At 67.2% G+C, this 15296-nt stretch carries 14 protein-coding genes; 4 read left to right on the forward strand and 10 right to left on the reverse strand.

All coding sequences use genetic code 11. The features are described from left to right. Positions 1-162: 162 nt before the first annotated feature. Positions 163-1305, reverse strand: a complete 1143-nt coding sequence (locus C1I93_RS00050; protein WP_111241096.1) for a helix-turn-helix domain-containing protein — start codon at positions 1303-1305, stop codon at positions 163-165. A 534-nt stretch (positions 1306-1839) separates the two neighbouring features. Between C1I93_RS00050 and C1I93_RS00055 the strand changes: the two genes are divergently transcribed. Both C1I93_RS00055 and C1I93_RS00060 read left to right on the forward strand, forming a co-directional pair. Continuing rightward, positions 1840-2679, forward strand: coding sequence for a helix-turn-helix domain-containing protein (locus C1I93_RS00055; RefSeq protein WP_181444939.1), 840 nt, complete (start codon positions 1840-1842; stop codon positions 2677-2679). Continuing rightward, positions 2676-2906 (forward strand): DUF397 domain-containing protein, encoded by a 231-nt coding sequence (locus C1I93_RS00060; protein WP_111241098.1) that lies wholly within the window; start codon positions 2676-2678, stop codon positions 2904-2906. Before C1I93_RS00055 ends, C1I93_RS00060 begins: the two co-directional genes overlap by 4 nt. A 62-nt stretch (positions 2907-2968) precedes the next feature. Here the strand turns inward: C1I93_RS00060 and C1I93_RS00065 are convergent, their stop codons facing one another. The 9 genes from C1I93_RS00065 to C1I93_RS00105 all read right to left on the reverse strand — a co-directional run bounded on the left by C1I93_RS00065 (position 2969) and on the right by C1I93_RS00105 (position 11942). Further along, a complete protein-coding gene (locus C1I93_RS00065) occupies positions 2969-3421 on the reverse strand; it encodes a hypothetical protein (protein ID WP_111241099.1) in 453 nt (150 codons plus the stop codon). Beyond that, on the reverse strand, positions 3394-4050 hold the full coding sequence (locus C1I93_RS00070) for a hypothetical protein (RefSeq protein WP_111241100.1): 657 nt from the start codon (positions 4048-4050) through the stop codon (positions 3394-3396). The genes C1I93_RS00065 and C1I93_RS00070 overlap by 28 nt, the downstream gene beginning before the upstream one ends. Next, on the reverse strand, positions 4047-4307 hold the full coding sequence (locus C1I93_RS00075) for a hypothetical protein (protein WP_111241101.1): 261 nt from the start codon (positions 4305-4307) through the stop codon (positions 4047-4049). Before C1I93_RS00075 ends, C1I93_RS00070 begins: the two co-directional genes overlap by 4 nt. Positions 4308-4310: 3 nt before the next feature. Then, entirely contained in the window at positions 4311-4574 is a 264-nt protein-coding gene (locus C1I93_RS00080; protein WP_111241176.1) for a hypothetical protein, read from the reverse strand. A 142-nt stretch (positions 4575-4716) separates the two neighbouring features. Further along, positions 4717-5328, reverse strand: a complete 612-nt coding sequence (locus C1I93_RS00085; RefSeq protein WP_111241102.1) for a DUF4276 family protein — start codon at positions 5326-5328, stop codon at positions 4717-4719. Continuing rightward, positions 5325-6554, reverse strand: a complete 1230-nt coding sequence (locus tag C1I93_RS00090; protein ID WP_111241103.1) for an AAA family ATPase — start codon at positions 6552-6554, stop codon at positions 5325-5327. The genes C1I93_RS00085 and C1I93_RS00090 overlap by 4 nt, the downstream gene beginning before the upstream one ends. A gap of 59 nt (positions 6555-6613) precedes the next feature. Then, entirely contained in the window at positions 6614-7831 is a 1218-nt protein-coding gene (locus tag C1I93_RS00095; RefSeq protein ID WP_111241104.1) for a restriction endonuclease subunit S, read from the reverse strand. Further along, positions 7828-9873 carry a type I restriction-modification system subunit M gene (locus tag C1I93_RS00100; RefSeq protein WP_111241105.1) on the reverse strand — a complete coding sequence of 682 codons (2046 nt, stop codon included), beginning with the start codon at positions 9871-9873 and terminating at the stop codon, positions 7828-7830. Before C1I93_RS00100 ends, C1I93_RS00095 begins: the two co-directional genes overlap by 4 nt. Positions 9874-9917: 44 nt before the next feature. Further along, positions 9918-11942, reverse strand: coding sequence for an N-6 DNA methylase (locus C1I93_RS00105; RefSeq protein WP_181444940.1), 2025 nt, complete (start codon positions 11940-11942; stop codon positions 9918-9920). Between the two features lie 303 nt (positions 11943-12245). Between C1I93_RS00105 and C1I93_RS00110 the strand changes: the two genes are divergently transcribed. Beyond that, positions 12246-14705: an AAA family ATPase gene (locus tag C1I93_RS00110; RefSeq protein ID WP_181444941.1), complete on the forward strand. Its 2460-nt coding sequence runs from the start codon at positions 12246-12248 to the stop codon at positions 14703-14705. After that, entirely contained in the window at positions 14702-15076 is a 375-nt protein-coding gene (locus tag C1I93_RS00115; RefSeq protein ID WP_146603389.1) for a hypothetical protein, read from the forward strand. Before C1I93_RS00110 ends, C1I93_RS00115 begins: the two co-directional genes overlap by 4 nt. Positions 15077-15296 lie beyond the last annotated feature (220 nt).

Below are 15296 nucleotides of genomic sequence, written 5' to 3' on the forward strand. Positions count from 1 at the left end.
TTGCCGAGTCGGTCGCTACGGCGGATCTCCTCAAGAATGGCGTCGACGCCGTCCCAGTCGGTTCGGGCCATGGCCCGGATCATGTCGCTCAGTGGTTGTTCGTTCATGTCGAGTGCCTCATCGAATGGGTGTGTGGAGCGCCGCGATCGGCGGTCGTGCGGGTCAGGGTTGGCGGGTCAGGCCGACGATGGTGGCGAGTCGCGCGACGTCGGCCGCTGCCGGTCCACGCTGGACGACCTGGGCGAGGAGGGTACGGGCGACAGGTCGGCTGCGGACCTCGGCGGGCGCGACGCTGTCGGCGTGCAGCAGGGCTTGTCCGGCCTGGGTGGGGTCGCCGGTGTCGAGGTAGGCGCGGGCGGCGTCGAGGAGGTGGGCGGCGCGGTGTTCGGGCGGCAGGCGTCGCCATTCGTGGCTGCGGATGGCATGTTCGTGTCGTTGGATGGCGTCGGTGGTGTCGCCGAGGTGGTGGGCGGCGAGGAAACGGGCGATCTGGACTGCGACCGGTCCGAAGCCGGTGTGGTGCCGGTCGGCGTCGCGGGGGTGCCGGTCGGCGAGGTCGGCGGCGTGGTCTAGCAGGTCGAGGGCGTTGCGGCGATCACCGGAGCCGGCGGCGGCGAGCCCGGCCTGGGCGAACAGGGTGCCGCGTACGGTGTGGTCGTCCACGGTGTCAGCGGCGCTGAGGGCCGCGGTGAGCGCGAGGGGGTGGTGCCCGAGCGCGCGCAGCGCCTGCGTCACCGCGATGCTGGCGGTGGCGGTGAGGGTGGGGCTGCCGGCGGCGGTGACGGCCCGATCGGCAGCGAGCCACGCGAGTTCGGCATGGTCGAGTTTGATCAGTACGGCGGCGGTGATCCGGTAGGTCGACACGAGCAGGCTGCGGGTGCCGTGGGTGCTGTCGAGCAGCCCGGGTAGGGCGTCGAGCAGTTGCGGGTAGCGGGCGTGCTGGTAGGTCATCCAGGCGTAGCCGACCTGCCGGCTGACCTGTTGCGCGGTGCCGGCCCGTTCAGGTCGGTGGTGGTAGCGGGCGAGGGCGGCGCGGACCCCGTCGACGCCGTCCAGGCGGGGTGCGGTCGGTGACGGCCGGCGGGGACCGAGCAGCATCTCCGGGTCGAGCCGCAACACGTCGGCGATCTCCCGGATGACCGAGTAACGGTCGAGTCGACGTACGCCTCGCTCGATCTTGTCGACCCAACTTTTCGACTTGCCGATCCGATCGGCGAACGCCTGCTGGCTCATACCCCGGCGGGTCCGGAACTCGGCGACCCGCCGCCCGATGGGTACGGAGTTGTGGTCGCGCCGGTGGTTCATCGCGGTCCCTCCACCGGCGGCATGACGTGGGTCGACTCCCCACAACGCGGACACCACCGCGACTTCACCCGAAACGCGAACAGCCCAGCCACGAACCCCAGCAGCACAGCACTGAGGATCATCATCGTCAGCTCGACAACCACAACCGCTCACCTTCCATCGAGACCGACAGCCGAGAATGAGTCCGCGATGGCTCGCGACCACTCGGAGCCGGCGGGCGGACGGGAGACGACCAGGAGCGACGCATCGGGGCTTGCGGCGTGTCGCGGTAAGCGCCAGCACGCTGAGCCAACGCCGTGTACGGGGGAGGACAGTGCATCTCAGATCCCTTCGGGGTTCTGGCAAGCCCTCACAACGGAGGTCTTGGTCGGATGGCCGGTCTGAGGGCTTCTCCGTGCGCTGATCGATCAGTGACCCAGCAGTGAATGCGCACCCATTTTGCGCGCGCAAATTTGCGGAGTCAACTACATGGCGTCATGTAGTGCTGGCGCGTATGGTCGATGCCAGGCGCACTGGAAGACGGAGAATGCGAGCGTGGAGAGCCCAACCTTCGTTCGGTTTCAACTCGGTACGCAGCTGAAGCGAGCGCGCGAGAAAGCTGGCGTGACCACCGAGCAGGCAGCCGCACTCATCGAGGTGTCGCCGAGCACCTTGCGCAGGATCGAGCAGGGCAGGGTCGGCTTGAAGGGGCCGGCGCTGAACGCGCTGCTCGACCGCTACGGAGTGGCCGATGTCGAGCTGCGCGAGACGTTGCGATCGATGGCTCGAACGGGTAAGCAGCGCGGCTGGTGGGCGAAGTACAGCGACTTGCCCAACTCCTACCGGCAGTACATCGGACTTGAGTCCGCAGCATCCGTGATCGAGAACTTCGAGACCCTTGTCGTGCCCGGCCTGTTGCAGACCGTTGACTACGCCCGAACGGTCATCAGCGCCGACGCATCCCAGCCCACGCCGCAGGCGACAGAGGAGCGGATCGCGGTGCGCACGGAGCGGCAGAAGCTGCTCACCGAGGAGAAGCTACGCCTGGTTGCCGTGATCGATGAGGCGGTCCTGCGCCGGCAGATCGGTGGCACCGAGGTGATGCGAGAGCAGCTATCGGCGCTGCTCGACGCGCAGAAGCGATGGAACGTGAGCATCCAGGTCATCCCGTTCCGGGAAGGTGCTTATGCCTCGATGGTGTCGAGCTTCCACATCCTCAGCTTCGATGACGGACCAGGGGTGGTGTACATCGAGGGCTTGACCGGCGACCTCTACGCTGAAGGTGAGGACGTTGACAGGTGTATGCGGGTATTCAGCAGCCTTCGAGCAGAAGCCCTGTCTCCCACGGCCTCAACCGTGATGATCAAGAGGATTCGGGACGAGGAGACGCCATGAAGGCGCTCGACAACCGGTGGCGCACCAGCAGCCGCAGCGGCGGCAACGGCGCGTGCGTTGAGGCCCGGTACGCCAACCACGCCACGCAGGTCCGCGACAGCAAAGATCAGCAGGGGCCGGTGCTGAGGTTCAGCTCCGGTCAGTGGACCGGCTTCATCGGTGGCATCAAGGCCGGCGAATTCGCGGCTGAATCGGCTTCCGGAGACCCGCACCGCCCGGGACGCTGAGCTTCGCCGCCGCCGAAGCGGTCGTCGGGCTGCTGGGGTCGCTGCTACCGGACGACTGGTGCCTACAGGTGCTCGGCCGCGAGTTCCTCCGCGTCGGTAACGAGCTCGTCGAGTTCCGTTGCGCTGAGGTTCTCTTCCAGAAGTATCTGTCCGAGCATGAAGAGTTCGGCACCGAGCGCGGTTTTGGGGGCGATGGTGTCGACCAGCTCCGGTTCGCCGAGGGCGGCTCGGATGAGACCCTCCATTTCGAGGGCGGGGAAAGGCTCTTGTCCTCGGTATGTAGCGCGGAGCCCCGCTACCCAGTGAGCCACCTCGGTAGGGGTGGTGCCAGGGCCGAAGCGTCGGTTGGCTGCGAGGGCGAAGGCGGCCCCGATGATCTGCAGGCTGTTCGCCATACCGTGCTGACCGATTTCGACCACCAGCGTGTCGACAGCATCCCAGTCAGCCTTGGCTAGAGCCCGGATCAGGTCGCCGAGCGGTTGTTCCTTCACCTCTGTTGTCTCCTCGCTCTCCATTTGCGGATCAACCTGGCGGCGCGCTGAGTTGCCACGCCAGCCAGCAGACCGACCACGACAAGGTTTCCTGCGGCCTCTGCCCCGTCTATCTTCTGCCGTGGTGTGGGTGCCGGGGTAGGCGGGGTTCCTGTGCCGGCTGATTGGGTGCCGGCGGGACCGTTGGAATCGCGAAGGGCCTTCGCCCACTCTTGAAGTGTCCCGGTCGTCGATGACGCTACGTCCTGCACATCGTCGGCGCGTCGTGCCCAGCTATTGAGGAATCCTCCCGAACTCGCACGGGCTCGGGCGCGTCGGTCGCTGTCGGCGACGAGTTCTTCGCCAGACGGTGACCCCGATTCGGCAGCTGCTTGAGGTGCCGAGCCCGGGGCGATGGCATTGAGGTACGCGCTGACATTCCGGGCAGCTTCGCTGCTGAGCCGGGCCAACCGGTGTGCCTTGTCAGTGCCGGTGCGGCTGTTGGTCACCGCCGCGCGGAGCGTCGGATGATCGGAACCCCTGCCAGCCGCCACGTACCGGGTGTTCGCCTCGGCGACGTCTGTTGCCGCGCGGGTGGCGCGGACCGCGATTTCGTCCAGTTGGTCCATAGCGGACTTGAGTTGGGCGATGACCTGGGCGAGCAGGCTGCTCATCCCAGCACTTCCCGGTACGCGTTGCCGCTCTCTTCGGCGGCGGCGATGGCCCGGAGGGCCAGTTTCACTTCGCGTACGGCGTCGGCGATGGCCTTGCGGGCCTGTTGTGCCTCGGTCCGCTGGCTGTCGTGCAGGGTGGCGAGCACGAGCGTGGAGACCTCGTCGAGGGTCGTGCCGACCCCTTCGATCGTCGTCTTGCTCTGCTCAAGCAGGTAGTTGGCCTCTCCGAGGGCGGCCTTGACCTCACCGATGCTCACGGGTCAGCCAAGGATGCTGATGTATTGCCGGGCCGCCTGGGCGCTGCCCTGAAGGACCGTCGCCGCCTCGATCAGCCGTTGCTTGCTCTGCTCGGTTCGGCTGATCGCCTCCGAGATCGTGGGATGTCCGGTCCCGGCCGCGACCGCGCGAAGGCGGGAGAGCACCTGCTCGGTCCCGTCGATGGCGGCTCGGATCTGGTTCGTCGTCGCGTTGCACTGCTCGGCTGCCTGGGCAAGTTCGGCTTTGACTTGCTCGATGCTGGCCATGCCGTCCTTCCGGTCACTGCGCGGGACGCTGGGATACTTCACTTCTGGTAGCGATGCAGACACTATCCAACGTGAATCCGCTTCCGCAGCCCCGTTTGTAGGGCCAAGGCGGAAGCGGCAGCCCGACCGTGCCGACAGTCGGTTACTCCCGTTTGCCGGTCACCAGGTAGTTGACGTCACGGCAGAACTTGTCGAAGGAGGGCGCGTTGTAACGAGCCATGGACAGATCGAATGCGGCGGCCAAGGCAGGCTGATCGACTCGAGGCCGATAGCTTCCGCCGTCGTTCCGGTGATGACTGAGCCAGCCCTTGCAGTCTCGTGGCCGCTCGCTGTCGTCGGGGACGGGGATGCCCGCGGGGAGCCCAGCCCGGCCAGCCAACGACGGTGCGGCCGCGAGAAACCATGCCTCGAACTCTCGATTCGCCAGGACAACGGCGGTGCGCCGGTCCGGTCGTACGGCCTGTGCCCGTTGAAGTAGCTCAGGTCCCAGGCTCGCCGGGCAGTCGTCGTCGGCATCGATGACGACAAGGATTCCGCCGGGAGCGGTCGGTGGCAGCCGGCGGGCAAGGCTCTCTACCGCCGCCTCAAGACCGCCACGCTTCACGAGCTTGCTGCGATTCGTCAGGAAGGGGCGCTGGATATCCGCATCCCAGATCATCATGTCGGACATCATCCGCCGCAATACGACCGGTAGTGCCGTCAGCTCGCCCTCACCCTCGACCACTGACGCGATGGTCACCCGTTGGGCCGTCATCGTTGGTGCGACTCCTCGCCGGGCTCATCCGTTGTGCTGACCGGCCGCAACTGGTCGGAGCGCAGCAGCTCTCCCATTGTGGCCAGCCCGTCCGACACGATGGATCGGCTCACCGGATCGATGGGGCCGATGGTGGTCACGCCGTTGTCGGCGGCGGCAACGAGGACCGCAGACAGGTCGGCCTCCTTCCGGTCGAAAAGTTCGGCGCTCTGGCTGGTCGCGATGACCTGAGTCCAGGTGCTGGCCTCGGTCAACGCGTCGAAGACCACACCCGCGGCCATCGGGTGCAGGGCGAGCTCCGGTTCCTCCAGGGCCACGAGCGGGATCCGGCCGTCCCGTGCGGGCGGCTGGAATAGGGCGGTGAGTAGGCCGACCGCACGGATGGTTCCCTCAGACAGCGACTCCGCTCGGAAGCTCTGCTCCGTGCCGTTGGGGCCGGTGGCGGTGGTCATCTGGGCGGCCACGTAATTCTGATCGGGCGCGGTTGGCCCGATCGCAGTCAGGTGCGGCACGATCGCGGCTGCGTAAGCAGAGATGCGCTCCCGCTCCCAATCGCCTAGTTGGGCCAGCACGCTACCGACGTCACTGCCGTTCTCACCGAGCACACCGACTTGAGTGGCTGGACGAGCATCGCGTAACACGGTCAGGTCCGGCTCGTAGAAGAACATGCTGCTCAACGCGTCGTAGAACTGCGCGTACGGCTCAGTGAGACGGACTAGGCCCAGATACGGGCCACCACGGGTCAGCCTTCGATGGCGAGTGTTGACCGAATCCTCCACCTCCATGTCCCTGACCAGAAACCGGGCCTGTGGTGGACCGCCGGGCGGACCGATTATGCACTCCTCCCGCCTTACATGGACGCCGGTCTCTCTGGCGTGAGAATGGCCCACGGTCAACTCGTACCGGACCTCCCAGAGAGCACCGTCAGATTGCGGCGATGGGATATGGCACTCCAGGGCGATGGTGGCATGGTCGGTCGGCTCGGGCGTGCGGCGTAGCAGCTCGTTCAAGCCGCCGCGCGCCTCAGTGGAGCGGCTGAGTCCATGCGTCGCCGCATCCCGGACGTAACGCAGCGCATCGAGGAAGTTCGACTTGCCGGCGGCGTTCAACCCGAGAAGGACAGCGAACGGGCCTAGGGTCACGTCGCAGTACCCGATTGACTTGTAGTTCTCGATCCGCAGCCGGCGGATGAACGGAACTGGGTGGTCAGGCGCACTGCTGGTCATAACACTTCAACGCCTCTCCTGTGGCGCAGCGACGGGTATGCCGGGGAATCGGCAGATTGTCATGGCGAAACCCCCTCTGCAACTCCACGCCCGCTTGCGGTGGACACATCAACCTGCCCCGTAACCGCCGCCGTAATCAACGCCTGCCGCCGCTCGGCAAGCAGTGTCTCCTGCTGAAGGAGTCGTGCCAGCAGGTTATCGATTCTCCCGATCTGCTCGTCAAGAGTTGCTACCACTTGGTCCTGCTTTGTTCGAGAGATGGCCGGGAAGGGGATTTCTTTCATTGCGCCGACGTTGAAATGCGCCTGAATGCTGCCGACCGCATGTTCGGCAACGCGTTCGCGGGCGTAGTCCGAGTTCAGTACATACTCGACGAACCTCGGTGACAGGTCGGGGCCGGGCCGGATTAGAATAAGATCGATGCAGTTCGCTCCGTCCAACTCTCGTGGAACAACCGCCGCAGCGCCCGCCTGGCCGGTTCGAACGACTACAACGTCACCAGCTTCCAGGCGTGACTTCTGATTCTCCCGCTCTCCCTCTTTGCTGATCTCGACCAGGTTCTCAAGGCTAATCTGTGCTGGTTTGACATTAATTCCCCGGAGCGCTGGCGTTCCCCCGGCTTCGACGTACCACTTGGCAGGCGTAATTACAATGCCAACCGTGATTTCGGTCGCGAGGTATTTCAGCGGCACTAGAGGCGCTGTGCCATCGGCGATCCCGAGCTCGTCCTCAATGCTCCTCTCCCGCTTGAGCGTCAACAGTCCTCGCATCTGAACGCGTCGCCGAACCAGTGTGTCGATGCGGGCGGTTTCGGCGTCGAGAAAGTCGGCGATACGCCGCTGTTCGTGCAGGGGTGGAACGGGAATGTCGAGATTCCGGAAGGCGTCAATGTCGATTGCTTGGCCCTGTCGGATACCTTGAGTGATGTTTGCCAGTTGTGAGATTAGAAAGCTTGATCGGAAGTAATACTTGTAGTAGTGCGGGTCGATTTCGGGTGCTGCTCGAAGAACGGTGTAGGCAGGGCTGACGATTCCCTTTACGGTTGAGTGGGATATCCCGTGCTGGAACGACCGGAGTCCAATAACAAAGTCGTCCGACTCGACCAGCTTGTAGTTTGATATATCAGATCCGGGGTTCCAAACTGAGAACTCGAGTTCCGTCCGCAGAAAAACTCCATCTTTCGTTGCGGATGCCAGCGGTGCCTCTACTCCTCGTATATCGCGTCGAATGAAGGCGAACCTTGCGCGACGGATGGGCCAAGTGCTGATTTTCGTCACCCCGTCACCTCGCCCAGTAGTGCCTGGATCTCTGCCTCCAGCGCCTTCAACTCGGCGTCGATCTCGGCGAGGGGGCGTGGTGGCTTGTAGACGTAGAAGTGGCGGGTGAAGGGGATTTCGTACCCGATTTTGGTTTTGGTGTGGTCGATCCAGGCGTCGGGGACGTGGGGGAGGACTTCGCGGCGGAGGTATTCCTCGATGTCCTCGTGTAGGGGCACGTTCTCGTAGTCGCGTAGGTCGGGGTCGGGTTCGGGGTCGCCCTTGACGAGTTGGACTTCGCCGTCGGGGTCGCGGACGCCGATGACCTCGCGGAGCGCCTTCTGGAAGGGGGCGCCGGTCGGCCAGAGGACGCCGCCTTCGGCCATCGCCGAGCGGATCGCGTCCCAGGCTGCCCGCTTGGTGGTCCACGAGCGGCCGAGTAGCGGCTTGAGTGCGGCGGTGAACAGGTCGACGTCGAGGGCCTTGGCGAACGGCTTGGCGTCGCGTACCCGGGTCAGGGTTTCGTCGGTGACTTCGAAGCGGAGCTTGAGGGGGCGTTCGACGGTGATCCGGCGGTAGCCGAAGTCCTCGTTGGCGAAGATCTTCACCTTCTGGTGCTGCGGGTGCTCGGGGTCGTCGGCGATGTGCAGCGCCTCGGCGTAGCGGCGGGTGATCTCGCTGATCTGGTCGTCGGTGAGGTATTTGCGCTTGTCGCCGAGGGACTTGCGCATCTTGGCGAACTGGTCGCGGGCGTCCAGCAGGATCACCTTGCCGACGTGGTCCGGCGACTTGCGGTTGGTGAGGATCCAGAAGTACGTCGAGATGCCGGTGTTGTAGAAGAGCTGGTCGGGCAGGGCGACAATCCCCTCCAGCCAGTCGTTCTCCAGGATCCACCGGCGGATCCGCGACTCGCCGGAGTCGGCGGCGCCGGTGAAGAGCGGCGAGCCGTTGAAGACGATGGCGACCCGGCTGCCGCCCTTGCCGTCGGCGGTGACCGGTTTCATTTTTGAAATCATGTGCTGGAGGAAGAGCAGCGAGCCGTCGTTGATGCGGGGCAGGCCGGCACCGAAGCGACCGTCGTCGCCGAGTGTTTCGTGCTCCTGCTCGACCTCGTCCTTGACCTTCTTCCACTCCACCCCGAACGGTGGGTTGGCCAGCAGGTAGTCGAAGCGTTCGCCGCGGTGGCCGTCGTCGCTGAACGAGTTGCCGAACTTGATGTTCTCCGGGTCCTGGCCTTTGATCATCATGTCGGACCGGCAGATCGCCCAGGACTCCGGATTGAGCTCCTGCCCGAAGACCTGCACGGTGGCCGACTTGTTCAGACTGGTGATGTGCTCCTCGGCCGCGCTCAGCATGCCGCCGGTGCCGCAGGCCGGGTCCATCACGGTACGCACCACGCCGGGGACGCTCAACGCGTCGTCATCGGGAGCGACCAGCAGGTTCACCATCAGCTCGATGACCTCGCGCGGGGTGAAGTGCTCACCGGCGGTCTCGTTCGACTGTTCCGCGAAACGTCGGATCAGCTCCTCGAAGACGTACCCCATCTGGTGGTTGGAGACGACGACCTTGGGTCGCCCGCGGTCGTCCGTGACCACCTGGCCGTGCTCGTCCAGCTCCACCGGCCGCAGGTCCAGATCCGCGAAGCGCGCGATCACCTTGTAGAGCAGGTTCGCGCTGTCGAGCCGGCGGATCTGCTGCGGGAACTCGTAGCGGTGCAGCACCTCCTGTGCGTTCTCGGAGAACGCTCCGATGTAGGCGAGCAGGTGCTTGGCGGCCTGGCTGGAGTCGTTGGCGATCGACTTCAGGGTGTAGCGGCTGGTGTTGTAGAAGCTGTGGCCGGCGGCGCGGCGCAGGAAGCGGGCCACGTCGACGTCCTGGCCGGCGAACCGCTCATGGGTCTCCTGCACCTTCGGCCGGGTCGGCTCCAGGACACACTCCAGCCGGCGCAGCACAGTGAACGGCAGGATCACCTTGCCGTAGTCGGACTGCTTGTAGTCACCGCGCAGGAGATCGGCGACCGACCAGGCGTTGTTCGCCAGTTCGGTGTGCTTGCTGCTGTTCAACGGGTTCCTTCCGATGAGCCGGTGCCGGGGGGGTCGGGTCGGTTTCAGGATGTCGGTTGGCCGACGTCAGGTGGTTGCAGTGCGCCGCCGGTGAGACCCGCCGCGAGCGTACGGGCGGTCTCGTCGGCGAGGCGGTGGGCGAGGTCGGCTGCGGTGCGCAGGGCGTGGAGCTGGCGGAACGCCCGGCCGTAGCGCTGCTGCTCGGCCAGCGGCAGCAGCGGCACCCGCAGGCGGCGGGGGTCCAGCCGGACCACGCTGGTGCCGGACGACGCGGCGCTGACATTCTCCTCGGCGGCCAGGAAACCGGCCAGAAACCACGGGTCGAGCCGGGCCGGGTCGGGCCGCAGGAGATGCAGGTGCCGACCGAGGTGACTGCCGGCGTCGTGGGCGTCGGCGACCCGCGTGACGCCGGTGCCGCCGGTGCCGTCGTGCAGAACATCCGGGAGGATCACGTCCCCCTCGCGGAGCTCGATCTCGGCTTGCGGCCGCAGCAGCTCCAGCGCGTCCCCGCGCAGGAGGTCGGCGACACTGGCCGTGCGCCAGGACAGTGGAGCGCTGCCGACGGGCGGCCAGGGCTCGGCGCCGCTGAGCGTGAACAGGCCGGTGGCCGCTCGGCGCAATCGCGAACGCAGCTCGTAGCTCATCGCGGCGAGCTCGTCGGGCATCGCCGGTACCGGGGTGGCCCGGACGTGGCGGGCCGGGGTGAGGTCGACAGTGTCGTCGAGCAGATCGATGATGGGCACCGCCTGCGCGAGCCCCGGCACCGGATCGAAATTGTCCGGATGGCGGTCGTAGTCGTGCCACGCCGTCAGGACACTGTCGTGCAGCGCGGGCCAGTCCACCGCCACCCGCTTGCCGGTGGGCCTGGCGTCCCGGGCCGGGCCGGGCGTGGCGGGGTCGGGCGTGGCGGGGTCGACGAACAGGACGTTCAGCGGCAACGTGGCCTGCGGATGTGGGCGTTCGAGCAGCCACAGGTGCAGGCCGACGTGCAGCGGTTGCGCGACGCCGGGCGGTAGGGCGATGACGGCGCGCAGCGCACCGCTGCGGAGGATCTCGGCTCTGATCCGGCGACCCGAAGCGCGTTCCGCGACGGCCGGCGGCATGAGGAGCACGGCGCGTCCGCCGTCGTCCAGGTGCGCGAGGCAGTGTTGGAGCCAGGCCAGCTCCGACTCGATCTTCGGCGGCAGACCGAACAACCACCGCGAGTCGTACGCCAACTCCTCGTGACCCCATTCGCGGTCGCCGTAGGGCGGGGCGCAGAGCACGGCCTCCGCTGTCAGCGCCGGGAAGGCGTCGGCCCGGATGCTGTCGCCGACGCGCACGCTGGTGTCCACCGCCTGGAGGGCCAGGCGGACGGCTGCCTGCGCGGCTTGTGCGGGGACGATGTCCTGTCCGTAGAGCTTCTGTGCGCCTCGGGCGGCGGCAGCGACCAGGAGACCGCCGGCACCGCAGGCAGGGTCGAAGACGGTCGCCGGGTACGGCATGCCCGGCTCGGTGAGCAGGTCGGCCATCAGTGCGGCCACCGGGGCGGGAGTGTCGTACAGGCCGTTGGCGCCGGTGCCGTCGAGGTCGCCCTCCGCGAGGACGTCCACCGTCCGTGGCGTCCCTTCGTCGGCGACACAGCGCAGCAGCGCCCGCAGCAGCGGTGCCTCACCCGATTGGTACGTCAGGTCGGCCAGCCCAGGGATCTCGGCCCGGTGTGGCTCGATTGCCTTCTGCGCCCGAGCGGGCAGTTGTGCATCGGGTAGGTCGACGAGTTGCTTCAGGTCGTCGTCGGACATCCGGGCTGCCGCCAGGACCAGGGGGAGCAGCCTGGTGGGTGTGGTGGCGCTGGACCCGGTGGCCCGCACGGCGGTCCGCAGGTCGTCGGCGGGTGAGGTGGCCGGGAGTTGACCTCGTGCGGCGAGCCAGGACTGGACCGCGTCCAAGTCGTACGCCGGGCTGGTGTCGGTGCCGCCCGTGGGGGCCGGGAAATCCGGGTGACGTCGCCGCCAGTTGCTGACGGTGGCGCGGGTGACGCCGGCCAGTCGAGAGATCTCGGCGGCGGTCACCTGGGCGGGTCTGGGCATCGACGTCCTGTCAGTTGGTGCATGATCCTGCTCGCGGATCACTGTACACGACAGCTGCGGCGTGTAAACGGTTTGACGTTGCTTTCACGCCGAGGTGTGCTAGTATCGCTTTCAGTGCGGCGGGTCGAGTATGCCTCGGTCGCCAACGATGCTTCCTGTCCGGATGCCGACATCTGGGCGCACCACCCCGTCTGTTGTGAACACGCTGGCAGGCACTCCACGTCCGGCCCGGCGCCTATCCGCCTGCCCTGGCGCGAGCGACGCCGTCTCTCCATCCCGCCATCCCTCGCGAGGAGGCAACACGTGACAGTCGACCCCCACGCTGACAGCGTCGACCAGCTCATCCTCGACCAGCTCGATCAATCCGAGCTGCCCGAACCCGCCAAGGACCTCGTCTTCGCGGCCCTGCTCGGCAGCGAAGACCTCGCCTCGGCGCTCGATGGCGCGGCACCGCGCCGACCGGCACCGCCATCGCCTGACACCGAAGACCCCGAGCCGATCGGCACCTACCTCAACAGCATCGAGGTGACCGGGTTCCGCGGCATCGGACCGACCGCCACGCTCACCCTCGTACCCGGCCCCGGACTGACCATCGTGACCGGTCGCAACGGCTCCGGAAAGTCCAGCTTCGCCGAAGCCGCCGAGTTCGCCCTGACCGGCCAGAACAAGCGGTGGGCCGGCCGCAGCGCGGTCTGGCAGGAAGGTTGGCGCAACCTACACGCCACCGAGAACCCCCGCATCCACGTACGACTCGGGATCGAAGGCCACCGCAACGGCGCCAGCGTCGAATGCAGCTGGGCACCCGGTGCCGACCTGGACGACCGTACGTCCTTCCTGCAGATCTCCGGCGAGCGTCGGCAGTCCGTCGCCGACCTCGGCTGGGAACAGCCGTTGGAGCTGTACCGGCCCTTCCTCTCCTACAGCGAACTCGGTGGCCTGCTCAGCGGCCGACCCAGCGAGATGCACGACTCGCTGCACCGCATCCTCGGCCTCAGTCGACTCGTCGACATCGAGGCCATGCTCAAGACCGCGCGTAAGGAGATGGACGACCGGCGCAAGCTGGCCGCCGCCCAACTGCCGGCGCTGCGAGCCACGCTCGTGGCCCACCCCGACCCGCGCGCTCGCCGCGCCGAGCAGGCGCTCAGCGGGAAGTCCGCCGACTTGGACGAACTCGCCGCGCTGGTCACCGCCGACGAGCCCGACAGCGACACGACCAGCGTGCCGCTGCGCCAGCTCGACGTCCTCGACCTGCCCGAACGGGACGGCCTGGTCCGCGAGGTCGAGCGGCTCCAGGGCGCGTTGCGCGAGATCGACGACCTGGCCGGTACGCCGGTGGAGCAGGCTCGATCGCTCGCCAAGCTGATCGGTGACGCCCTACGGCACCATCACAGCCACCCGGGCCAGCCCTGTCCAGTGTGTGGGGGTCGCACCCTGGACGAGGCGTGGGCCGAGCAGGCGCAGAAGCAGCTGCACCACCTCACCGATCGGGCCGAGCGCCTCGACGAAGCCCACCGGCTGGAGCGGGAGTCGCGTCACGCGCTGCGTATCTGGCTGTCCACCCTGCCGCCCGTACTCGCCCTCGACCTCAGCGCCGAAGGGGTGGAATCCGGCGACGCCCGGGTCGCGTGGCAGCACTGGGACGAACTGATCGGATCGGCCGACCCGCACAAGATCGCCCACGCCGCGCTCGTCGCGTTCGACGCGCTCGCCGCCGCTCTGCAACCGGTCAAGGTCGCGGCACGGCAGGCGCTCGAACGCCGGCAGGCTGCGTGGCAGCCGCTGGCCGACCAGATTCGCGTCTGGATCGACACCGAGAAGACCAGCCGAGAAGCAGCCCAGGCGTACGTGGCGCTGAAGGCAGCGGTCACCTGGCTGCAGAAAGCCGGCGGGAAGATCCGCAACGACAAGCTCGCACCGGTAGCCGCGGACGCGACCGAAATCTGGAACACCCTGCGTCAGCAGAGCAACGTCGACCTCGGCGCCATCCAACTCGCCGGCACCGGTACGAGCCGGCGGGTGGACCTGAAGGTCAACGTCGACGGCGTACCCGGGGCGGCGCTGGGGGTGATGAGCCAGGGCGAACTGCACTCGCTCGCCCTCGCGCTCTTCCTCCCGCGCGCCACCATGCCCGAGAGCCCGTTCCGGTTCCTGGTCATCGACGACCCGGTGCAATCCATGGACCCTGCCAAGGTGTACGGCCTGGCCAGGGTCCTGGACCAGGTGGCCAAGCATCGGCAGGTCATCGTCTTCACCCACGACGACCGCCTCCCGGCCGCGGTGCGGCACCTGCAACTCGACGCCCGGATCCGGATCGTCAGCCGGCTGGCCCGGTCCCAGGTCACCGTCACCGGCGACAAGCATGGCGACCCCGCCCGGCGCTACCTCGACGACGCGATGACCATCGCCCGCGACGAGGGCATGACCGAAGAGGTCCGCCGCCCGGTCGTCTGCAACCTCATCCGCGACGCCATCGAATACACCTGTCACGAGCGGATCCGTACCCGAGACTTCCAAGCGGGACGGACGGTCGCGGAGACCGAGGCGGCGATCAGCGATGCCCAGGGACTGCGGCCGACCCTCGCGCTGGCCCTCCTCTCGGACCACAAGCGCGCCGATGAGCTCCACCTGCCGCTGCAGAAACTGCACCACGCCGCCCCGCGCGTGGTGACCGTCGCCAACCGCGGTGCCCACGGCGGCGCGTCAGGCGACCTCGCTGCGCTGGTGACCGACGCGCGCGCAGTGGTGGAAAGGCTCAGCAAATGATGACGCCACAGGACTATCTCGACGCCGCCGGTGCGCTGCTGCTCCAACCGCCATCCTGCATGCGTCGCTGCTGGCAGCGCGGATCCGCGTGCCTGACCCGCCTCGCTCTCGAACAGGGGCTGCGGGACTACTGGAGGGTGGTTGCGCCGTCCGTGGCAGACCGGCCCATGCATAACCAGCTGCTCGTCCTGCCGGCCTTCGCCAGCACCGAGGCGGCCTCGACCGCGCGGATCGCCTGGCACGGCCTGTGCCGGGCGATGCACCACCACACGTACGAGCTGGCGCCAACGGTTGCCGAACTACGCGGCTGGCACGACGACGTCACCGTACTGCTGCCCCAACTCGAGTCCGGTCCGAGCCCTAACGCCTGACGCGTCCGTGACCCACCGATCCGAGGGCACGGCTGGTCTCACCTGCTCGCCACGTGACCAGCCCTGCCAGCCAGGCCAAGTCAGAGCCGCTATTTCTCACTCCCCTGAGTGGAGCTACGCCCGCCCTGAACTGTCCACCGTTGCGGCCGACTGGTCCCACCTCGATGGCCGATCGGACAAGGCGGAGACCGGGGCCTGGGTTTGGTCTTGAAGACGCCTT

Source organism: Micromonospora endophytica, assembly GCF_003236305.1.
GTDB lineage: Bacteria > Actinomycetota > Actinomycetes > Mycobacteriales > Micromonosporaceae > Micromonospora > Micromonospora endophytica.

Bases quoted from the DNA above. Each gene is read 5' to 3' on its own strand.
- C1I93_RS00050 (WP_111241096.1), bottom strand. From the start codon at position 1,305: ATGAACCACCGGCGCGACCACAACTCCGTACCCATCGGGCGGCGGGTC.
- C1I93_RS00060 (WP_111241098.1), top strand. From the start codon at position 2,676: ATGAAGGCGCTCGACAACCGGTGGCGCACCAGCAGCCGCAGCGGCGGC.
- C1I93_RS00065 (WP_111241099.1), bottom strand. From the start codon at position 3,421: ATGGAGAGCGAGGAGACAACAGAGGTGAAGGAACAACCGCTCGGCGAC.
- C1I93_RS00070 (WP_111241100.1), bottom strand. From the start codon at position 4,050: ATGAGCAGCCTGCTCGCCCAGGTCATCGCCCAACTCAAGTCCGCTATG.
- C1I93_RS00080 (WP_111241176.1), bottom strand. From the start codon at position 4,574: ATGGCCAGCATCGAGCAAGTCAAAGCCGAACTTGCCCAGGCAGCCGAG.
- C1I93_RS00085 (WP_111241102.1), bottom strand. From the start codon at position 5,328: ATGACGGCCCAACGGGTGACCATCGCGTCAGTGGTCGAGGGTGAGGGC.
- C1I93_RS00090 (WP_111241103.1), bottom strand. From the start codon at position 6,554: ATGACCAGCAGTGCGCCTGACCACCCAGTTCCGTTCATCCGCCGGCTG.
- C1I93_RS00105 (WP_181444940.1), bottom strand. From the start codon at position 11,942: ATGCCCAGACCCGCCCAGGTGACCGCCGCCGAGATCTCTCGACTGGCC.
- C1I93_RS00115 (WP_146603389.1), top strand. From the start codon at position 14,702: ATGATGACGCCACAGGACTATCTCGACGCCGCCGGTGCGCTGCTGCTC.